Below are 18,874 nucleotides of genomic sequence, written 5' to 3' on the forward strand. Positions count from 1 at the left end.
CGCGCCGCTCACGTCCGTCGGGCCACGCAGGCCGCCAGGTGGTCGTCGACCAGTCCGCACGCCTGCATCAGCGCGTACGCCGTCGTGGGGCCCACGAAGCGCAGGCCCCGCTTCTTCAGGGCCTTCGACAGGGCCGTCGACTCCGGTGTGAGGGCCGGGACGTCGGCGAGGGTCTTCGGCACCGGGCGGCCGTCCGGGTCGGGGGCGTGGGACCAGATCAGCTCGTCCAGTTCGCCGGGGGCCCACTCGGCCAGCACGCGCGCGTTGGCGAGGGTCGCGTCGACCTTGGCGCGGTTGCGGATGATGCCCGGGTCGGCGAGCAGCCGCTCGCGGTCCTCGTCGGTGAAGGCCGCCACCTCGGCGATCCGGAAGCCGGCGAAGGCGGCACGGAAGCCGGGGCGGCGGCGCAGGATGGTGATCCAGGACAGACCGGACTGGAAGGCCTCCAGGCTGAGCCTCTCGAACAGGGCGTCGTCGCCGTGGACCGGCCGGCCCCACTCCTCGTCGTGGTACGTCACGTAGTCCGCGGCGGACAGGGCCCAGGGACAGCGCGGCGCGCCGTCCGGGCCGGTGACGGCCTCGCCGGCGCTCACTGCCGCTCCTCCCGGTCCGGCTCCTGGGTGGAGACGTGGTGGGCGGCGGCCCGGGCGCCCGCCAGCGCGGACTCCAGGTCGGCGATGCGGGCGTCGCGCTCGGAGAGCTCGGCGCCGAGGCGGCCGAGGGCGTCGTCGACGTCCGCCATGCGGTAGCCGCGCAGGACGAGCGGGAAGCGGAGCCGCTCCACGTCCGCGCGGGCCACCGGGCGGTCCGGGGGCAGGGAGTCCCGCAGCCGCTCGGGGTCGGCCTCGGGCAACGGCCCGCCGTCGCCGCCGCTCACCACGGCGAGCGTCACCGCGGCGACCACGACGGCGAGCGCGACGACGAGGAAGAGGAACATGACCACCGCTGGGCCCCCATGGTCGGAACGAGCGCCGCGATCGCAGGGTCCGTCGGACGGATCGCGTCGGCTGGTTGGATCGTAGTCGGTTGTGTCGGGTCCGATCGTGCCATGCGAGTCTGGCGGTCGGGATCGCAGGCGGTCCCGGGACGCGGACGAACGCGGAAGAGCGGGACGTCGGAGCCGGAGCGGGACGTGAGGAACGGTAGGGACGAGGAGATGTCACAGGGGATGCTCAGGCTGGGCAGGCGTGAGTTCGCGGCGCACGAGCCGGTGGTCATGGCGATCGTGAACCGGACCCCGGACTCCTTCTACGATCAGGGCGCCACCTTCCGCGACGAGCCGGCGCTCGCGCGCGTGGAGCAGGCCGTGGCCGACGGCGCGGCGATCATCGACATCGGCGGGGTGAAGGCCGGGCCCGGCGACGAGGTGTCGGCCGAGGAGGAGGCGCGGCGGACCGTGGGGTTCGTCGCGGAGGTGCGGCGGCGCTTCCCGGACGTCGTGATCAGCGTGGACACCTGGCGGCACGAGGTCGGCGAGGCCGTGTGCGAGGCGGGGGCGGACCTGCTGAACGACGCGTGGGGCGGTGTCGACCCGAAGCTCGCCCAGGTCGCGGGGCGGTACGGGGTGGGGCTGGTGTGCACGCACGCCGGTGGCGCCGAGCCGCGGACGCGGCCGCACCGGGTGACGTACGACGACGTCATGGCGGACATCCTCGACGTGACGGTGGGGCTGGCCGAGCGGGCGGTGGCGCTGGGGGTGCCGCGGGAGTCGGTGCTGATCGATCCCGGGCACGACTTCGGCAAGAACACGCGGCACAGCCTGGAGGCGACGCGGCGGCTCGGGGAGATGGTGGAGACGGGGTGGCCGGTGCTGGTGTCCCTGTCCAACAAGGACTTCGTGGGCGAGACGCTGGACCGGCCGGTGAAGGAGCGGGTGCTGGGGACGCTGGCGACGACGGCGGTGTCGGCGTGGCTGGGGGCGCGGGTGTACCGGGTGCACGAGGTGGCGGAGACGCGGCAGGTGCTGGACATGGTGGCGACGATCGCCGGGCACCGGGCACCTGCCGTGGCCCGGCGGGGGCTGGCGTAGGGGCGTGAGCGGCGCGCGGGGCGGGCGTGGGGGTCCTCGCCCCCGCCGCCCTTTCCCGTTGTTCCCGTCCCCAGGGGCTCGGCGCTAGCGCCCCGCCTCCTTGGAGACCAGGGCGACCGCCTCGTCCACGTCGTCCGTGACGTGGAACAGGAGCAGGTCCTTCTCCGCGGCCTTGCCCTGGGCGACCAGGGTGCCCCGGAGCCAGTCGACCAGGCCGCCCCAGTACTCGGAGCCGAACAGGACGATGGGGAAGCGGGTGACCTTCTGGGTCTGCACCAGGGTGAGCGCCTCGAAGAGCTCGTCGAGGGTGCCGAGGCCGCCGGGCAGGACCACGAAGCCCTGGGCGTACTTCACGAACATCATCTTGCGGACGAAGAAGTAACGGAAGTTCAGCCCGATGTCGACGTACGGGTTGAGGCCCTGCTCGAAGGGCAGTTCGATGCCGAGGCCGACCGAGATGCCCTTCGCCTCCAGCGCGCCCTTGTTGGCCGCCTCCATCGCCCCCGGCCCGCCGCCGGTGATGACGGCGAAGCCCGCCTCCACCAGGCCGCGGCCCAGCCGGACGCCGGCGTCGTACTCCGGCGAGTCGGCCGGCGTGCGGGCCGAGCCGAAGACGCTGATGGCGGGCGGGAGTTCGGCGAGCGTGCCGAAGCCCTCGATGAACTCCGACTGGATCCGCAGGACGCGCCAGGGGTCGGTGTGGACCCAGTCCGTGGGGGCACGCTCGTCCAGCAGGCGCTGGTCCGTGGTGCTCCCCTGGACCTGGCCCCGCCGCCGGAGGACCGGGCCCAGACGCTGCTCCTCCGGCGGCTGCTTCTTGCCCTCGGGGTTGCCTGTGGGCATGTGCGCTCCCTCCGTTTGCTGGTGGTTCCACCTCAGCGTAGATCTACGCGGGTTACGTACGGGGGACCTCAGCATGTCCGGCACGCAGCGGTGTAAACCCGGAGCGGATCATGCCGTCAGCCAGGACCGCAGCCGCTCCTCCCCCGCGAGGATCTTCGCGGTCTCCACCCGTTCGTCCCGCTTGTGCGCCAAGTGGGGGTTTCCGGGGCCGTAGTTGACCGCGGGAACGCCGAGCGCGGAGAAGCGCGACACGTCCGTCCAGCCGTACTTGGGCTGCGGGGTGCCGCCGACCGCCTCGATGAAGGCCGCCGCGGCGGGGTGGGACAGGCCCGGCAGGGCCGCGCCGCTGTGGTCGTCGACCACGAACTCCGCCACCCCGCAGTCCGCGAAGACCTCGCGGACGTGGGCGAGGGCCTCCTCGGGGCTGCGGTCGGGGGCGTAGCGGAAGTTGACGGTGACCACGCACTCGTCGGGGATGACGTTGCCCGCGACCCCGCCCGTGATGCCGACCGCGTTCAGGCCCTCGCGGTACTCCAGGCCGTCGATCACCGGGTACCGCGGCTCGTACGCGGCCAGGCGCGCGAGGATCGGGGCGGCCGCGTGGACGGCGTTGGAGCCCATCCAGCTCCGCGCGGAGTGCGCGCGCTCCCCCGTCGTCCTCAGCAGCACCCGCAGCGTGCCCTGGCAGCCGCCCTCCACCTGGCCGTCCGACGGTTCGAGGAGGACCGCGAAGTCGCCCTCCAGCCACTCGGGGTGGGCCTCGGCCACGTGCTTCAGGCCGTTCAGCTCGGCGGCGACCTCCTCGTTGTCGTAGAAGACGAAGGTCAGGTCGCGGTTGGGGGCCGGGACCGTGGCCGCGATGCGCAGCTGCACGGCGACGCCCGCCTTCATGTCGCAGGTGCCGCAGCCCCACAGCACCCCGTCCTCGTCCAGCCGGGAGGGGACGTTGCCGGCGATCGGCACGGTGTCGATGTGACCGGCGAGGATCACGCGTTCGCCGCGGCCCAGGTCCGTGCGGGCCACGACGTTGTTGCCGTACCGGTCGACCGTCAGGTGCGGCAGGGCGCGCAGCGCGCTCTCGATCGCGTCCGCCAGCGGCTTCTCGGAGCCGCTCTCGGAGGGGAAGTCGACGAGCCGCGCGGTGAGCTCCGCGGCGTCCAGCGTGAGGTCAAGCGGGGTATCGGCCATGCCGTCGACCCTACCCGCCGGGCCGTGGGCGGTCCCCCCGCGCATCGTCCGCACCCGACGCCCCAGGAGCCCTACTCTCCAGTACCTTGTACGCGTGCCTGAGCCGTCCTCCCCCCGCAAACGCCGCGGCCGTCTCCTCCGTGCCGGGGCTGCCTCCGTCGTCCTGCTCGCGGTCGCCGGCTACCTCGCGGTCCAGTACGTCACCGGCGGCGCCGGCGCGCCGGGCTGCAAGGTCGTCTCGGGCGAGGACGGCCGGACCGCCTACGAGTTCACGCCCGAGCAGGCGGTGAACGCGGCGACGATCACCGCGGTGGGCACCGCGCGGAACCTGCCCGAACGGGCGGTGACGATCGCCCTGGCGACCGCCCTCCAGGAGTCCGCGCTGCGCAACATCGACTACGGCGACCGCGACTCGCTCGGTCTGTTCCAGCAGCGGCCCTCGCAGGGCTGGGGCAGCGCGAAGGAGATCATGGACCCGGCGTACTCGGCGGGCATGTTCTACGACCACCTGGTCGAGGTGCCCGGCTACACGCGACTGCCCCTGACGGTCGCCGCGCAGCGCGTGCAGCGCAGCGCCTTCCCCGACGCGTACGCCAAGCACGAGCCGGACGCCGCGCTGCTGGCGGCCGCCCTGACCGGGCGGTCCGCGGCGACGCTGACCTGCGACGGGCGCCCCGGCGCGCACCGGGCCGAGGGGCCGGACGCGGTCCGCGCGGCGCTCGTGCGGGACTTCGGGCGCGAGGTGCTCCAGCCGGCCGGCGCGGAGGCGGGCGCCGCGAAGGAGCCCGGTGCCGCACCGTCCCCGAGCGCCCGCGCCGGCTCCGACGGGCGGACCGTGACACTGCCCGTGGGCGACGGCAACGGCTCGGGCGGGAACCGGGACGCCGAGCGGCGCGGCTGGCAGCTGGCGCACTGGGCGGTGGCCAACGCCTCCGCCCTGCGCATCGAACGGGTCGCCTACGCCGGCCGGCAGTGGACCGCCGGGAACACCGACAGCACATGGTCCCCGACGGGCGCGGGCAGCGCCCACGGCGCGGAACGGGGCACGGGCCCGGTGCGGATCACGTCCGCGCGGTAGTACGAGGCGTCACTCGCGGGAGGGAGCCGCACCGGCGGAGGCCGACGGGGTGCGCGGGTTCTCGCGTCCCCACCCCCGAAGCCGCCGGAACCCGGGAGGACAAAGGGCTGCGAGGATGCGGCGGGCTTCCCGGCCGGAACCCTTTTGCCCGCTTTTCCGCGTAACCGATAATGCGACGCATTGCCAACTCTTTACGTCGCGCCGCCGCAACCTTCATGGCCTTCGAGCGGTAGTCACTGCGTCCGTGCCCGACGATCACCCACCGGGCACGGCCGGAACCCCATCGTCGACTTCCGTCGAAGGAGCATCATGTCCCTCCCCCTGACCCGCCGGATCGCCCGTGCCGCGCTGCTCGTCGCTGCGGGAGCGGCTGCCGGGGTCGGTGCGGCCGGCTCCGCCAGTGCGGCTCCCGAGCTGTCGGCCGCCCCGAACCTCGGCGGGCTGACCGCGCTGGACGGGGCGAACGTCGGCGAGGCCGTCGACGGCGCCGCGCAGGACGTCACCGAGGTCGCGGGCGACACCGGTGGCAAGGCCGTCAAGAAGACCGTGCCCGCCGCGGGCAGGACGGGCGGCTCGGTCGTCAAGAAGACCACGCCCGTGGCGCAGAAGGCCGCCGCCGACGCGACGGACTCCGCCGGGGGCGTCGTCGGTGGCACGACGGCGACGGCCACGAAGGGCGGGCTGCCGGCGGGCGACGCGCTGCCGGCGAAGGGGCTGTCGCTCCGCTGACGGTCGGCCGTACGGCGACGGGGCCCGGGATTCGTTCCCGGGCCCCGTCGCTCTGCCGTGCGGCTACAGGCGGCTCACCGCCGCCGCCACGCGGGCGTCCGTGGCGGTGAGGGCGACGCGGACGAAGTTCTCGCCGGCCGGGCCGTAGAAGTCGCCGGGGGCCACGAGGATGCCGCGTTCGGCCAGGTGGGCGACCGTGTCCCAGCAGGACTCGTCGCGGGTGGCCCACAGGTAGAGGCTGGCCTCGCTGTGCTCGATGCGGAAGCCGTGGCCGAGGAGCGCCTCGCGCAGGGCCGCGCGGCGGGCCGCGTACCGCTCGCGCTGGACGCGGACGTGCTCGTCGTCGCCGAGGGCCGCCACCACGGCCGCCTGCGTCGGCGCCGAGGTCATCATCCCGCCGTGCTTGCGGATCTCCAGGAGCGGGCCCAGGACGGCCGGGTCGCCCGCCAGGAAGGCCGCGCGGTAGCCCGCGAGGTTGGACCGCTTGGACAGGGAGTGGACGGCGACGAGGCCGTCGTAGGAGCCGCCGTTGACGTCCGGGTGCAGGACCGAGACCGGGTCGGCCTCCCAGCCCAGTTCGAGGTAGCACTCGTCGGAGACGACGAGGACGCCGTGCTCGCGGGCCCAGGCGACGATCCGGGTCAGGTCGGCCTGCGACAGGACCTTGCCGGTCGGGTTGGACGGGGAGTTGAGCCAGAGGAGCTTCAGACCCGCCGGGTCCAGCTCGGTCGGGTCGTCGTACGCCTCGTACTCCGCACGGGCCAGGCGCGCGCCGACCTCGTACGTCGGGTAGGCGAGGCGCGGGAAGGCCACGCGGTCGCCGGGGCCGAGGCCCAGCTGGGTGGGGAGCCAGGCGACGAGTTCCTTGGAGCCGACGATCGGCAGGACGTGGCGGTGGGTGACGTCACGGGCGCCGAGGCGGCGCTCGACCCAGCCGGTGATCGCGTCGCGCAGTGCCGGGGTGCCCCAGACGGTCGGGTAGCCCGGGGAGTCCGCCGCGTCGATCAGGGCCTTCTGGATCAGCTCGGGGACCGGGTCGACCGGGGTGCCGACGGAGAGGTCGACGATGCCGTCCGGGTGCGCGGCGGCCGTCTTCTTGTACGGCTCCAGCTTGTCCCAGGGGAAGGTGGGCAAGCGGTCGGAGACTGCGGACACGTTACTGGCTCACTTTCGTCGTGGGCGCCCGGTACGGCAAACGCCTCGGTCCCGTGCGGCGCCGGTCGGGGTGACCGGGCCGCACGGGACCGAGGCGGCGCGCGTGCGGGCCGCCGTTACTGGTTCTGCGGCGGCAGCGCGGCGACGAAGGGGTGGTCGCGCTCGATCAGACCCAGCTTGCTGGCGCCGCCGGGCGAGCCGAGCTCGTCGAAGAACTCGACGTTCGCCTTGTAGTAGTCCTTCCACTCCTCCGGAGTGTCGTCCTCGTAGAAGATCGCCTCGACCGGGCAGACCGGCTCACAGGCACCACAGTCGACGCATTCGTCCGGGTGGATGTACAAGGACCGCTGGCCCTCGTAGATGCAGTCGACCGGGCACTCCTCGATGCACGCCTTGTCCTTCACGTCGACACAAGGCTGCGCGATGACGTAGGTCACGCTGTCGTTCCTCCTCGATTGGGCGCTGGCGGGCCTCCTCAGGCTCCGCCGCCTGGCGCGCGGGAGCGCGGCGTCGTCGATGCCCGCCCCTAGTATCTCCGTTCTTGGGCATGATCCGAACAGGAGGGGTGGACCGACCCGTGAAAATCTCTGCCGCCGGCCGACTCGAGGTCCGCATTACGGCTGCTGACGTGGGCAAACGAGTCTCCGTGCGGCGCTTGAGCGATCCTGGTGTCGCGGGTGAGAAGTTCACCGACACGGTCGGTGTTCTCACATCATGGAACAACGGTGTGCTGCTGATCACACGGAAGAGCGGCGAGTCGGTCCGGATCGCGGAATCCGCACTGGTGGCGGGCAAGGTCGTGCCCGCCGCCCCGGCGCGTCGGCGCGGGCCCGCCGCGTCCTACGAGGAGCTGGCGCGGGTCGCCGCGCGGGCCTGGCGGCCCGTCGAGAGCGAGTGGCTCGGCGAGTGGGAGCTGCGGGCCGCCGCCGGGTTCACCCGGCGGGCCAACTCCGTACTGCCGCTCGGCGATCCGGGGCTGCCGCTCGACGACGCGCTGGCCGCCGTACGCCGCTGGTACGGCGCGCGGGGGCTGCCCGCGTACGTCCAGACCGCCACCGGGGCCGAGGGCACGCAGGAGCTGCTGTGCGCGGAGCTGGAGCGGCGGGGCTGGGTGCGGGAGGTGACGGCCGAGGTGTGGACCGGCCCCCTGGCGCCGGTCGCCGACCGGGCCGGGGGCGCCGGTGTGGTGCTGTCCCGGGAGGCCGACGAGGCGTGGCTCGCCCGGTACCGGCGCAAGGGCGTGAGCGAGGCGGCGCTGCGGGTGCTGGGCTCGGGGTCCTCCCGCGCGAGCGGAGCCGGACGCGGGGCGGGGCCGTCGGTGTGGTTCGCGGCGGTGCCCGGAGCGGAGGCGCCGGCCGCGATCGGGCGGTGTGCCGTGGACGGGCGGTGGGCCTCCTTCGCGGCCGTGGAGGTCGATCCCGGGCAGCGGCGACGGGGGCTCGCCACCGAGGTCATGGCCGCGCTGGCCCGGCGGGCGCTCGACGAGGGCGCCTCGGCGGCGTTGCTGCAGGTCGAGACGGACAACGCGGGGGCGCGGGCGCTGTACGCCGGGATGGGGTTCTCGGCGCACCATGCGTACCACCACTACCGCGCGCCGGAGGGCGGCGCCGGGGCGGGCCGGGGCTGAGCCCCGGCCCGCCTCACGCCGTCCGTCGTTCGCCGATCGCCGTGAGAGGGCACGAGCCTGATATGCGTCACCTCCCCCACCCGCCGTCCCCCGAGCGTTCCGCCGAGGTGCGGCGCCGGTTCGCCGAAGAGGCGCGGTCCGAGCGGCCCGATCTGTCGACGCTGTGCCTCCTGGTGGGCGCCGTGGCGGACGGGGCGCTGGACGAGGCGGGTCTGGACGCCGCGCAGATGGAGCTCGACCGGCTGGCCGGGCAGGTGCCGTTCCGGCCCGGGTCGCCCCGCGCCTGGGCGGTCGCGCTGCGGGACCTGCTCGGCGAGCGGTACGGGTTCCACGGGACCGCGGCGGACTACCGGCGCCTGGAGTCGTCGCTGCTGCACGAGGTGCTGCGGCGCCGGCGGGGGCTGCCGATCCTGCTGTCGGTGGTGTGGCTGGAGGTGGCCCGGCGGGCGGGGGCTCCGGTGTACGGGGTCGCGCTGCCCGGGCATTTCGTGGTCGGGTTCGGGCCGGAGGGGGACCGGGTGCTCGCCGATCCGTTCGACGGGGGGCGGGTGCTCAGCGGGAACGACGCGGAGGTGCTGGTGGCGGGGGCCACCGGGGCGGGGCTGCGTCCGTCGATGCTGGAGCCCGCGGCGCCGCTGGACGTGGTGACGCGGATCCTGAACAACGTCCGGGCGTGGGCGGCGGCCCGCCCGGAGCGGTCGGACGTGGGGCTGTGGGCGATCGAGCTGGCGTTGCTGCTGCCCTCGCACGCGGCGCGGTTGCGGTACGAGCGGGCGCGGCTGCTGGTGCTGCGGGGGGAGTTCGTGGCGGGGGCGGTGGAGCTGGAGGCGTACGCCGACGTGGTCGGGGCGGTGGACGAGGGGGCGGCGGAGAAGGCGCGGGGGGAGGCGCGGGCGGCGCGGGCGTTGCTGAACTGAGCGCCGGTGCGCGATGGCGGCCCGGCGTCGCGGGGGAACGGCCCGGCGTCACGGCGGGGAGGACGGCCCGGCGTCACGGGGTGTCTCCCCCGGAGGGGTACCCCAGCGCCCACCCGTGCCCGTCCCTGGGGATGCTTCCCAGGCCGTTCAGGCACCGGGGAAGGCACGATCGCCCGCAGGCTGGGGGGCGGATAGGCAGGTGGCCGGGGTTACAGCCAGCCTTTTTCCCGCGCTATGCGGACCGCCTCCGTCCTGTTGCGGGCGGCCAGTTTCTGGATGGCCGTGGAGAGGTAGTTGCGGACCGTGCCCTGGGAGAGGTGGAGGGCCTGGGCGAGCTCCGCGTTGGTGGAGCCGTCGGACGCGGCGCGCAGGACCTCCCGCTCGCGGTCGGTGAGGGGGTTGGCGCCCTCGGCGAGGGCGGCCGCCGCCAGGGTGGGATCGATGACCCGCTCCCCCGCCAGGACCTTCCGCACGGCCTCGGCCAGTTGGGCCGCCGGGGCGTCCTTGACCAGGAAGGCGTCGGCGCCGGACTCCATGGCGCTGCGCAGGTAGCCGGGCCGGCCGAAGGTGGTGAGGACGATCAGCTTCACCGCGGGGAGCTCGCGGTGCAGCAGGGCCGCCGCCTCGATGCCGGTCGCGCCCGGCATCTCGATGTCCATCAGCGCCACGTCCACGCCGTGCGCGCGGGCGGCGTCCAGTACCTCGTCGCCGCGCGCCACCTGGGCGACGACCTCGATGTCCTCCTCCAGGCCGAGCAGGGCGGCCAGTGCCTCGCGGACCATCGCCTGGTCCTCCGCCAGCAGGACCTTGATCGTGCGGCTCATGCCCCGGATCCTACGTCCGCGACCGCGCCGGCCGGCACGCGGGCGACCAGCCGGAATCCGCGCCGGGTCCGGCCGGTCTCCAGCTCGCCGCCCGCCTTCTCGAGGCGCTCCGCCAGTCCGGTCAGACCGTTTCCGGGGGCTCCGGGCCCGGGGCCCCCGGAGCCGTCGTCCTCCACCGACAGTTCGAGCACCCGCCCGTCCGGGGTCCGGCGTCCGAGCAGTTCCACCGTGCAGTGCCGGGCGCCGCTGTGCCGTACGACGTTGGTGACCGCCTCGCGCAGCGCCCAGGCGAGGGCCGCCTCGGACTCCTCGGGGACACCGGTGAGGTCGGGTTCGGCGGGCAGCTCGGGGACCACACCGGCGGCCGTCAACGCCACCTGGACACCGGCGAGTTCGGTGGCCAGACGGGCGCGCCGGTAGCCGGTGACGGCCTCGCGGACGTCGACGAGGGCCTGGCGGCTGACCTGTTCGATGTCGGCGACCTGCTGGGCGGCCTTCTCCGGGTGGCCGGGGAGCATGCGGCCGGCGAGTTCGCTCTTCAGCGTGATCAGGGACAGCGAGTGGCCGAGCAGGTCGTGCAGGTCGCGGGCGAGCCGCAGCCGCTCCTCGTTGGCGGCGAGGTGGGCGACGGTGGCCCGGGCCTCGCGCAGCGCGATCGTCGTCCGGATCAGCTCGCGCACGCCGGTCATGGCGAAGCCTCCCAGCAGCGCCGGGACGAGCAGCCCGCCGAGGAAGGAGCGGGCGTCCGGCACGACGAACGCCAGCGCCGTCATCAGCGCGGACGCGCCGGGAATCGTCCAGCGGGCCAGGCGCAGCGGCAGGGCGGCGCCGGAGGCGATGGAGACGTACACGAACAGGACCAGCCACTCCCGGCCCAGGGTGAGGGCGAGGAGCGTGGACTCGGCCGCGAGGGCGGTGAGGGAGGCCAGGACCACGTCGGTGCGGTCGCCGCGTCCGGTGCGGAAGATCAGCAGCATGTACCAGACGACGAAGCCGACGAGGCCGGTCCAGCCGAGGATCCGCGCGCCCGTGCCGTGGCCGCCGTTCAGCAGGTCGACGACGGGGGCGCTGAGGTAGACCAGCCAGATGCCGGCCCACAGCGACTTGACGGCCTTCTGCCTGAGTTTCTCCGGGCGTTGCCCGATGCCGACGCCGCTCACTCCTCCAGCGTGTCCTTCCGGTACAGCCACGCCGCGCCACCCGCGAGGAACACGAAGGAGACGGCGAGGACGGCGAGATCCTTCGCGTGCGGGGCGTGACTCCGTTCGATCGACCGCCCCGGGGCAGCGTACGCGTGCGTGGGCAGCCGTTCGGCGGTGTTCCGCAACCGGCCGGGGAAGGTGGCCGTGGGCATCCGCCGGCCGCCTTCGCCGCTCATGCGCGCGACAGGGTCTCCCGCGGGCACAGCGGTCCGCTGTCGCGCCGGGGTGCGACGACGGGGCCGCCGCCCGGCCGGGCGGCGGCCCCGTCCGCACGGGCGACCGGGCGTCAGGTCGGGTTGGTCTCGATGACTCCGACGCGCTCCGCCGGGGTGTCGCCGCGCAGGGCCTTGCGCAGCGCGGCGACGACGTCCTGCGGCATGACGTCGCGCTTCCCACTGGCGCCCTCGATCTGCACTCCGTCGAAGGTGCTGCCGTACGCCTTCTTGAGCTCCTCGAGGTCGTACTTCTCCACGAGCTTGCCGTCGACGGCCTTGAAGCTGAGGATCTTCGGCAGGGAGACGGGGCCGAACGGGATGCTGTGCGCCGCGTCGGCCTTGACCGTGACGAGGCCGGACATCGCCGGCTGGGCGAACTCCTTGAGCACCCGGTCGACCTCGGCGTCGGAGACCGTCGGCCGCCGTTCGGTCGTCGGCACGTTCACCGCGGTGAAGGTGCCGGTCTCCACCTGGGTGCGGTACGCCTTCTCCACCGCCTCGGTGGACTTGGCGACGTCGATGCTCCTGCCCGCCTTGCCGTACACCGGAACGGCCTTGCCGGACCTGAACTCGATCGTGCCCTCGGTCATCGAGCCGGCGCCGCCCGCGGCGTCCTGGAGCGCGGCGTGCAGCTTCTCCTCGTCGACGGGCATCACCGGCTCGACGACGCGGTGGTTGCCGAAGAGCGAGCCGATCACGGAGACCGGGTTGTAGTCGCTGGTCGCCGCCGCGCTGGCCGTGGCCTGGGTGTCGAACTGGAGCCCCGCCTGGTCCGGCTTCAGGGAGACGGTGTCGCCGCCCACCGTGAGCTTCAGGGGCTTGTTCATCCGGTCGCCGAGGGCGGCGTCCAGCTTCTCGACGGCGTCGTCGCGCGTGCCGCCGCCGATGTCGACACCGAGCACGGTGGTGCCCTTGGGCACGTCGGAGTGGTTCATCAGCAGACCGGCGCCGTAGGCACCGCCGGCGACGACGATCAGGCCGCCGACGAGCAGCGGGAGCTTCTTCCGGCCCTTCTTCCTGGCGGCCGGCTTGGCGGAGGCCGCCGGGGGCGTGGGGGCCGGCGCGGGCGTGTGCGGACGCGGTCCGTCGGGGGAAGCGCCGGGGAACGGGGTGTCGCGGTCGCCCGGTACGACGGGGACGCCGCTGGTGACGGTGTTGCCGGAGACGTTGTCCGGGGTGCCGAAGCGGGCGCCGCCCGGCGGTTCCGGGGCGGGCCGCTGCGGGGTGAGGATCGCGGTGTCGTCGCTCAGCCCGCCGCCGGGACCGGGACGTGCGGCGCCGGGGCCGTGCCCGGGGCCCTGGGGCCCGCCCGGTACGCCGGGGCCGCCGGGGCCGTGCGGACCGGTGGGCGCGGGGCCGCGCTGTCCGCCGGGCCGCGCCGGTGCGCCCGGCCCGGCGAGCGCGGGCGGCACCGGCGGGCCGTCCCCGGTGACGGGGCCGGTCGTCGGGCCCGTGGGTGCCTGGGGGCCGCCGGAAGCGGACTGCCCGTTCTGCCGGTTCCGGCCGCCCGGTCCGCCGAGGACGTTCTGCTCGCCGCGACCGCTCTGCGGGGAGAACGGCAGGGCGTCGCGGCCCGGTTCGGCGGTGTCGTCGCCGCCCGGACGCGTCCCGTTGCCGCCGAGCGGTCCCGCCGCCAGCGCCTCGGTCACGTCGAAGGAGCCGGTGCCGCCGCCGTGTCCGGGCGCCACGGGACCGCCGGTCGCGCCGGGCAGACCGGCGCCGTTGGTGGAGCCGGGCCGGGGGCCGCCGGGAGCGTTCACGGAGCCGGCCACGCCACCGGGCCGGCCACTCCCGCCGCCCGGTCGCGCACCGCCGGAGGCTCCGGCGCCCGGGGCCGCCGGGGCCGGGCCGGTGCCCGCGCCGGGGGTGCCGGCGGCGGAACCGCCGGGCAGACCGGCGCCGTTGGTGGAGCCACCGCCCTGACCGCCCTTGCCCTGCGTGGACCTGCGGGGCGCGAACCAGTCGCTGGTCGGCTTCTCCTCGGCCTGCCGGGCGGGGTCGGCGGGAGCCTCGACGGTGCCCGTGGGCGCGGTGGCGCCCGGCCCGGAGTGCTCGGCCGTCTCCGTGTCCGCGGTGTCGCCGTCGGCGTCCGCGACGGGCTTGCGCACGACGACCGGCGGAATGGGACGCGACCCGGGGATGTTGATCCGGATCCGGGTCGTCAGCGTCGTCTCGGTCTTGCGCTCCTCCGGCCGCGCGGCCGAACGGCCCGCGTCCGCGCCGGCTCCGGGAACCACGGGGGTCCCGTAGGGCGGGGTGCCCGACGGGTACGCGGCTCCACCGCGCCCGTGAGGCCCGGAGGACGGACTGTCAGTTTCACGACTCAAGGCAGGTTCTCCCGGTTGGCTCCGCCGCCCGGCACACCAGAAAGCGGGCGGCCCGGCGGCGCGCACCACCATACTGGCCACTTCTCACGCGTATCCCGTGACTGCCGGGGAAACCCCCACCGGACTCGCACGCCCGCGCCACGGCGAAGTGGTACGTCATTTCCCAAGTCGGGCGTCGCCGCCGTCCGGTTGCCGCACCGGCGCGAGGGTGGCGCACATCACAGCCACGGCGATGCCGCCGAGCAGGAAGAGATACGACCCGCTGCCCGCGGCGAAGACGAAGTCCCCCTCCGGGCGGCTGGTGGTGAGCAGCACGACGGCGACCGCCCAGCCGACGGCGGGCGCCACGGCCCCGCCGCGGCGGCCCACGGCACGTCCGGCGCCGAGGCACAGGCCCGCCTCGGCGGCCAGCGCGAGCAGCAGCCCGCCGGGGAACCAGGCGCCCTGCACGAGCGCCCCCGCCACTCCGGTCAGGGCGCCGAGGACGAGCAGCCCGAGGTAGAGGGCGGCCCGCCCGGGGGACGGCGGTCGCAGGGGCCGGGCCAGGGCGGAGGCCGGCGGCTCGGTACGCCCGCTCACGACGCTCCCCCGGTCCCGGCGAACAGGTCGCTCTCGCGCCGCGCGGGACGCTCGCCGCGCACCAACTCGTAGTACTCGGTGGTGAAGAGCGGCTGCGCGAGTTCGTTGGAGAGCGCGAAGTACGGTTCGGCCACCGTGATCTGCGTGGCGTGCGCCCGCATCGCCGCGGCCTTGGCGGCGGCGTACGGGGTGCCGTCGATCTCGGTGGTGATCCGCTCGTCGGCGACGACGCCCGGCACGTCACCGACGGCGGCCGCCTTCTCGAAGGGCAGGCCGGGCAGGTCGCGCTCGAGGCGGGCGAAGGAGTCCTCGGCGACGGTCCGGGGCACGCGGTTCCAGTAGACCTTGGGGACGTCCCAGCCCTGCTCGGCGGCGAGCTCGACGGCGCGCATGGCGACGCGGTGGGCCTGGATGTGGTCGGGGTGGCCGTAGCCGCCGTCGTCGTCGTAGGTGACGAGGACCTGGGGGCGGATCTCCAGGACCACCTCGGCGAGCAGCCCCGCGGCCCGGTCGACGTCGGCCTGCCAGAAGCAGCCGGGGTCGTCGTTGTCGGGCAGCCCCATCATCCCGGAGTCGCTGTACCGCCCGGCCCCGCCGAGCAGCCGGAAGTCCTCGACCCCGAGCGCGCGCATCGCCTCCTTCAGCTCCCCCAGCCGGTGCCCGCCGAGGGCGGCCCCGCTCAGGTGCCCCAGCTCGGGCGGGATGACCTCGCCCCGCTCGCCGAGCGTGCAGGTGACCAGCGTCACATGGGCGCCTTCGGCGGCGTACCGGGCCATGGTCGCGCCGTTGTTGATCGACTCGTCGTCCGGGTGAGCGTGCACCAGCAGCAGACGCCGGCCGGAGCGGGAGGGGGGCAGTTCCGTCATGGGACCAGCCTATGAGGCGCCCGGCCGGTCCGCGGGCCCGGCGCCGCGGGTCGCTCCCCTCGCGGGCGTCGAGGCGCACCGCGGCCGGGGCGGCGGGTTCCGGTGATTTGCCGATTCACGTCACCGGGCGTGGCCGACCGAACGTACCGTGATGAGTGACCATCCCGTCACGCAGAGCCACAGTCCGCGCCTGCGAGCGGAGCGGGACAGTACGCGGCAGCACTGCGGAGGGGCGCATGTCGGTGAACGGTGAGGCGGTGCGGGCCGGGGCCGAGACGGACCGGACGGACGAGCCGGGCTGGGAGGTGGACCCGGACGACGACTGGGCGCTCGCCGTGGTGGCCACGGTGGGACGCCAGTTGAGGCTCCGGCGGGAAGCGGCGGGGCTGCGGGTCGGCGAGTTCGCGGTGGCCGTGGGGTACGGCGAGGACCTCGTCTACAAGATCGAGGCCGGCAAGCGGATCCCCCGGCCCGAGTACCTGCTCGTGGCCGACGAGGTGCTGCGCGCCGGTGGTCTCGTCGCGGCGATGCAGGAGGACGTGAAGAAGGTCCGGTACCCGAAGAAGGTGCGGGATCTGGCGCAGTTGGAGGCGCGGGCGGTCGAGCTTCAGCTCTACGACCCCGTGAACATCCATGGCCTCCTGCAGACGCCGGAGTACGCGCGAGCCCTGTTCCGGATGCGTCGGCCCCGGTACGCCGACGAGGAGGTCGAAAGGGGTGTGGCCGCTCGCATGGCCCGTAAGACGGTCTTCGATCGGGACTCGGCGCCTGAACTCAGCTTCGTCCAGGACGAGTGGTCGCTCCGGCGACGCCTCGGGGGAACGGAGGTGGTGCGTCGGCAGCTCGAACACCTTCTGGTGGTCGGACAGTTGCCCAACGTCGAGATCCAGGTCATGCCGATGGACCGCGAAGAGCACGCCGGGGCGGACGGTGGGATCGAGGTGCTGAAGTTCGACGACGGAACGGCGGTGGGGCGTTCCCCGGCAGTCGCCAACGGACGGCCGGTTACCGATCCGAGGCACCTCCGTATCCTGGAACTTCGGTATGGCATCATCCGGGCGCAGGCCCTCACACCGCGTGAGTCGACTGCTTTCATCGACCGACTGCTGGGGGAGACATGATGCACACGACCTCGTCCGGGGACGCCTCCGACCTGGCGTGGTTCAAGAGCAGCTACAGCAGCGGTGCCGAGACCGACTCCTGCGTCGAGATCGCCACCGAACCCGGCACCGTTCACGTCCGTGACTCGAAGAACGTCGAGGGTCCCCGTCTGGCCTTCGCGCCCGCCGCCTGGGCCGGCTTCGTGCCGTACGCCGTCGAGGGCTGAACCGGGCGGACCGGGCGTGTGATCATAATGCGCGGGTGTCCAGACACCCCGTGCCGTTGCCCGCCGAGCACATACCGCCCGGCACCGCCGACTGGCGGACTCCCGACGCCCAGCGCTGGCTCGCCGCCGTACCCGCCCCGTGGGCGCACCCCCTGTGGGCGTTCCTGGCGTCGGTCGTCTCGCTGGTGTGGGAACTGGAGGCGGGTCCCGTCGCCCCCTGTACCTCCGCCGCGCCGTGCGGCACCGACTGGCCGGGCCTCGGGACGGCCGTCGTGCTGGTGGCGGCCCTGTACTGGGTGTGGCGGCAGCCGCGGCTCGCGGTCGCGGGGCTCGCGGTCGGGCTGGCGGGGCTCGTCGTGGAGGAGGGCTTCACGGCGTTCGGCCGGCCGTCCGCGCTCGCGTTCCTCGTGTCCGCCGTGTTCACCACCGCGGGGGTCGCCCACCGGCTGGCCGTCGCCGGACGGCAGCGGTCGCTGGCCCTGGAGGCGGCCGGGCCGGTCGCGCAGCCGCTGCCCGCCGCCGCGCGGACGTTCCACCGGGGCCGGCTCTCCTTCGTCCTGGCCGCGCTGCTGCTGGCCGTCGCCGGGTTCGGTTTCTGGCAGGCCCGGCAGGTCGCCGACGCCTACGAGGAGCGTGCCGCGGGCGCCACGGAACTGTCCGGCCGGGTCACGGCCCTGGACGGCGAGGACGCCGACGTCCTCACGGTGACGGCCGAGGGGCGTACCCACCGCTTCGAGACGGCCTTCCCCGAGGACTTCCCCGTGGGCAGCCGGGTCGACATCGTCGTGGACGGCGACTGGGCGGCGCTAGTCGCCGAGCCGTACGACGTCTTCGGCTGGGAACTGCTGGTGCTGGGCGGCTCCGCCACGGCACTGGCGTTCCTGGTGAACGGCGTGACCGGGCGGACGCGTTCGCGGCGTCTGCGGCGCGGGCCGCTGCCGGCGCTGCGCGTGCTGGTGCGCGAGGGCCGGGACGACGGCCGCACCTGGGTGTTCGCGGCCGACGACCCCGAGGGTCTTCGGCCGGTCCTGCACTTCCACTCGCTGTACGCCTTCGAGGACGACGAGGACGAGGACGACGAGGACGAGGACGACGGCCCCGACGCGGGCGACGACTCCGCGGCCGACGCCGAACTCGGCAGGGTCACGGAGATCCTCCGGGGCGGGGGCCCCACCCCGCCGCTGCGGGAGGCCGTCCTGTACGGCGTCCCCTATGCCGGCGCCGAGGTCGCCTTCGTCGCGCGCGACGACGCGGACGACGCCGAGGTGTCGGTGGAGTGCAGCGTCACCGCGGTGAGACCGGCCGTCCCGGGGTGGGGGAAGCGCGGGCCGCGGCGCCATGGGCAAAAGAGCCCGCGGCGGTCCGTCGACGAGGTCGCCGCCGGCCTGACGCCCACGGCGGGCCCCCGGGTGTGGCGGGCGCACGGCTTCTCGCGTGCCGTCGGCCTCGGTCTGCTGCTGGTGCAGGGCGGCGGCATCTGGGCCGCGCTCGACGGGGGCCCGTCGTGGAGCGGGCTGTGGCCGGCCCTGGCCCTGCCGTGGCTGGTGACGTCCGTGGCGACGGCGCTCACCTGGCGGATCACCGCCGACCGTGACGGGCTGTGGGTGACCGGTGCGTGGCGCGTGCGGCGGGTCCCGTGGGACGTGATCACGTCCGTGCGGCACTCCGAGGACGGCATCGGCGTCGGCCGGGCCAAGGACTCTCCCGTCCGGCTCTCCCCCACCGGCTGGGCGTGGCTGGAGCGCCGCCTGGGCCGCGAGCCGGGCGCGGAGCGTGTCGCCGAGGAGGTGCGGGCGCTGCTGCTCCGCCCGGAGTTGCGACCGTCGGCGGAGGCGCAGGCGGGGCAGCAGGGCATGCCGGTCGGGCCTCCGCTGGTGGCCCTGTCGGTGCTGTGGGGCGCGGCGGTGCTGCTTCTGCTCTGACGGCGGGCGGGGCGACGCCCGGAAAGGCCCCGGGCCGGCCCCCGGC

The 18,874-nt window shown here is 74.7% G+C and carries 19 protein-coding genes and 1 pseudogene; 8 read left to right on the plus strand and 12 right to left on the minus strand.

Translation table 11 applies throughout. The features are described 5' to 3' along the window. Nucleotides 1-8 precede the first annotated feature (8 nt). Together ACZ4V6_RS13580 and ACZ4V6_RS13585 are read right to left on the minus strand one after the other, a co-directional pair. Entirely contained in the window at nucleotides 9-593 is a 585-nt protein-coding gene (locus tag ACZ4V6_RS13580; RefSeq protein WP_467826213.1) for a DNA-3-methyladenine glycosylase I, read from the minus strand. Beyond that, nucleotides 590-937, minus strand: a complete 348-nt coding sequence (locus tag ACZ4V6_RS13585; RefSeq protein ID WP_467826496.1) for a DivIVA domain-containing protein — start codon at nucleotides 935-937, stop codon at nucleotides 590-592. The genes ACZ4V6_RS13580 and ACZ4V6_RS13585 overlap by 4 nt, the downstream gene beginning before the upstream one ends. 231 nt (nucleotides 938-1,168) lie before the next feature. Between ACZ4V6_RS13585 and folP the strand changes: the two genes are divergently transcribed. After that, nucleotides 1,169-2,029, plus strand: a complete 861-nt coding sequence (folP, locus tag ACZ4V6_RS13590; protein WP_467826497.1) for a dihydropteroate synthase — start codon at nucleotides 1,169-1,171, stop codon at nucleotides 2,027-2,029. Nucleotides 2,030-2,113: 84 nt separating this feature from the next. Here the strand turns inward: folP and ACZ4V6_RS13595 are convergent, their stop codons facing one another. After that, nucleotides 2,114-2,872: an LOG family protein gene (locus ACZ4V6_RS13595; protein ID WP_467826215.1), complete on the minus strand. Its 759-nt coding sequence runs from the start codon at nucleotides 2,870-2,872 to the stop codon at nucleotides 2,114-2,116. A 108-nt stretch (nucleotides 2,873-2,980) separates the two neighbouring features. Further along, nucleotides 2,981-4,060: a succinyl-diaminopimelate desuccinylase gene (dapE, locus tag ACZ4V6_RS13600; RefSeq protein WP_467826217.1), complete on the minus strand. Its 1,080-nt coding sequence runs from the start codon at nucleotides 4,058-4,060 to the stop codon at nucleotides 2,981-2,983. Nucleotides 4,061-4,154: 94 nt separating this feature from the next. Here dapE and ACZ4V6_RS13605 point away from each other — a divergent pair, with 94 nt between their 5' ends. After that, nucleotides 4,155-5,138, plus strand: coding sequence for a VldE C-terminal domain-containing protein (locus ACZ4V6_RS13605; protein ID WP_467826219.1), 984 nt, complete (start codon nucleotides 4,155-4,157; stop codon nucleotides 5,136-5,138). A gap of 309 nt (nucleotides 5,139-5,447) precedes the next feature. Beyond that, on the plus strand, nucleotides 5,448-5,867 hold the full coding sequence (locus ACZ4V6_RS13610; RefSeq protein WP_467826221.1) for an ATP-binding protein: 420 nt from the start codon (nucleotides 5,448-5,450) through the stop codon (nucleotides 5,865-5,867). 63 nt (nucleotides 5,868-5,930) lie between these two features. Here ACZ4V6_RS13610 and ACZ4V6_RS13615 read toward each other — a convergent pair whose 3' ends face one another. After that, nucleotides 5,931-7,022: a bifunctional succinyldiaminopimelate transaminase/glutamate-prephenate aminotransferase gene (locus ACZ4V6_RS13615; RefSeq protein ID WP_467826224.1), complete on the minus strand. Its 1,092-nt coding sequence runs from the start codon at nucleotides 7,020-7,022 to the stop codon at nucleotides 5,931-5,933. 116 nt (nucleotides 7,023-7,138) lie between these two features. Next, on the minus strand, nucleotides 7,139-7,459 hold the full coding sequence (gene fdxA, locus ACZ4V6_RS13620) for a ferredoxin (protein WP_003973842.1): 321 nt from the start codon (nucleotides 7,457-7,459) through the stop codon (nucleotides 7,139-7,141). A gap of 140 nt (nucleotides 7,460-7,599) precedes the next feature. On the opposite strand from fdxA, the gene ACZ4V6_RS13625 reads away from it, so the two are divergent. Together ACZ4V6_RS13625 and ACZ4V6_RS13630 are read left to right on the plus strand one after the other, a co-directional pair. Further along, complete coding sequence (locus ACZ4V6_RS13625; RefSeq protein ID WP_467826227.1) at nucleotides 7,600-8,649, plus strand: GNAT family N-acetyltransferase; 1,050 nt, start codon at nucleotides 7,600-7,602, stop codon at nucleotides 8,647-8,649. A 62-nt stretch (nucleotides 8,650-8,711) separates the two neighbouring features. Continuing rightward, complete coding sequence (locus tag ACZ4V6_RS13630; RefSeq protein ID WP_467826229.1) at nucleotides 8,712-9,566, plus strand: transglutaminase-like and tetratricopeptide repeat-containing protein; 855 nt, start codon at nucleotides 8,712-8,714, stop codon at nucleotides 9,564-9,566. Between the two features lie 209 nt (nucleotides 9,567-9,775). Here ACZ4V6_RS13630 and ACZ4V6_RS13635 read toward each other — a convergent pair whose 3' ends face one another. The 6 genes and pseudogenes from ACZ4V6_RS13635 to mshB all read right to left on the minus strand — a co-directional run bounded on the left by ACZ4V6_RS13635 (nucleotide 9,776) and on the right by mshB (nucleotide 15,579). Further along, a complete protein-coding gene (locus ACZ4V6_RS13635; RefSeq protein WP_467826231.1) occupies nucleotides 9,776-10,390 on the minus strand; it encodes a response regulator in 615 nt (204 codons plus the stop codon). Further along, complete coding sequence (locus ACZ4V6_RS13640; RefSeq protein ID WP_467826234.1) at nucleotides 10,387-11,550, minus strand: sensor histidine kinase; 1,164 nt, start codon at nucleotides 11,548-11,550, stop codon at nucleotides 10,387-10,389. The genes ACZ4V6_RS13635 and ACZ4V6_RS13640 overlap by 4 nt, the downstream gene beginning before the upstream one ends. Then, nucleotides 11,547-11,756 (minus strand): annotated as a pseudogene (locus ACZ4V6_RS13645) (ABC transporter permease); the annotation flags it as partial. The pseudogene ACZ4V6_RS13645 and the gene ACZ4V6_RS13640, both read right to left, overlap by 4 nt. A 122-nt stretch (nucleotides 11,757-11,878) precedes the next feature. Then, a complete protein-coding gene (locus ACZ4V6_RS13650; protein WP_467826236.1) occupies nucleotides 11,879-14,134 on the minus strand; it encodes a hypothetical protein in 2,256 nt (751 codons plus the stop codon). A gap of 156 nt (nucleotides 14,135-14,290) precedes the next feature. Then, nucleotides 14,291-14,713 (minus strand): DUF6113 family protein, encoded by a 423-nt coding sequence (locus ACZ4V6_RS13655; RefSeq protein WP_467826238.1) that lies wholly within the window; start codon nucleotides 14,711-14,713, stop codon nucleotides 14,291-14,293. After that, entirely contained in the window at nucleotides 14,710-15,579 is an 870-nt protein-coding gene (gene mshB / locus ACZ4V6_RS13660; RefSeq protein ID WP_467826240.1) for an N-acetyl-1-D-myo-inositol-2-amino-2-deoxy-alpha-D-glucopyranoside deacetylase, read from the minus strand. Before mshB ends, ACZ4V6_RS13655 begins: the two co-directional genes overlap by 4 nt. A gap of 236 nt (nucleotides 15,580-15,815) precedes the next feature. Between mshB and ACZ4V6_RS13665 the strand changes: the two genes are divergently transcribed. The 3 genes from ACZ4V6_RS13665 to ACZ4V6_RS13675 are packed head-to-tail and all read left to right on the plus strand — an operon-like array spanning nucleotide 15,816 to nucleotide 18,828. Continuing rightward, nucleotides 15,816-16,700: a helix-turn-helix domain-containing protein gene (locus tag ACZ4V6_RS13665; RefSeq protein ID WP_467826242.1), complete on the plus strand. Its 885-nt coding sequence runs from the start codon at nucleotides 15,816-15,818 to the stop codon at nucleotides 16,698-16,700. Continuing rightward, nucleotides 16,697-16,906 (plus strand): DUF397 domain-containing protein, encoded by a 210-nt coding sequence (locus ACZ4V6_RS13670; protein ID WP_467826244.1) that lies wholly within the window; start codon nucleotides 16,697-16,699, stop codon nucleotides 16,904-16,906. The genes ACZ4V6_RS13665 and ACZ4V6_RS13670 overlap by 4 nt, the downstream gene beginning before the upstream one ends. Nucleotides 16,907-16,941: 35 nt before the next feature. Next, nucleotides 16,942-18,828 carry a hypothetical protein gene (locus ACZ4V6_RS13675; protein WP_467826246.1) on the plus strand — a complete coding sequence of 629 codons (1,887 nt, stop codon included), beginning with the start codon at nucleotides 16,942-16,944 and terminating at the stop codon, nucleotides 18,826-18,828. Nucleotides 18,829-18,874: the final 46 nt, after the last annotated feature.

The sequence above is a fragment of the Streptomyces sp. NPDC029152 genome (assembly GCF_055564355.1).

Coding starts and splice junctions, on each gene's coding strand:
- ACZ4V6_RS13585 (WP_467826496.1), bottom strand. CDS start 937: ATGTTCCTCTTCCTCGTCGTCGCGCTCGCCGTCGTGGTCGCCGCGGTG.
- folP (WP_467826497.1), top strand. CDS start 1,169: ATGCTCAGGCTGGGCAGGCGTGAGTTCGCGGCGCACGAGCCGGTGGTC.
- ACZ4V6_RS13595 (WP_467826215.1), bottom strand. CDS start 2,872: ATGCCCACAGGCAACCCCGAGGGCAAGAAGCAGCCGCCGGAGGAGCAG.
- dapE (WP_467826217.1), bottom strand. CDS start 4,060: ATGGCCGATACCCCGCTTGACCTCACGCTGGACGCCGCGGAGCTCACC.
- ACZ4V6_RS13610 (WP_467826221.1), top strand. CDS start 5,448: ATGTCCCTCCCCCTGACCCGCCGGATCGCCCGTGCCGCGCTGCTCGTC.
- ACZ4V6_RS13630 (WP_467826229.1), top strand. CDS start 8,712: ATGCGTCACCTCCCCCACCCGCCGTCCCCCGAGCGTTCCGCCGAGGTG.
- ACZ4V6_RS13635 (WP_467826231.1), bottom strand. CDS start 10,390: ATGAGCCGCACGATCAAGGTCCTGCTGGCGGAGGACCAGGCGATGGTC.
- mshB (WP_467826240.1), bottom strand. CDS start 15,579: ATGACGGAACTGCCCCCCTCCCGCTCCGGCCGGCGTCTGCTGCTGGTG.
- ACZ4V6_RS13665 (WP_467826242.1), top strand. CDS start 15,816: ATGTCGGTGAACGGTGAGGCGGTGCGGGCCGGGGCCGAGACGGACCGG.
- ACZ4V6_RS13670 (WP_467826244.1), top strand. CDS start 16,697: ATGATGCACACGACCTCGTCCGGGGACGCCTCCGACCTGGCGTGGTTC.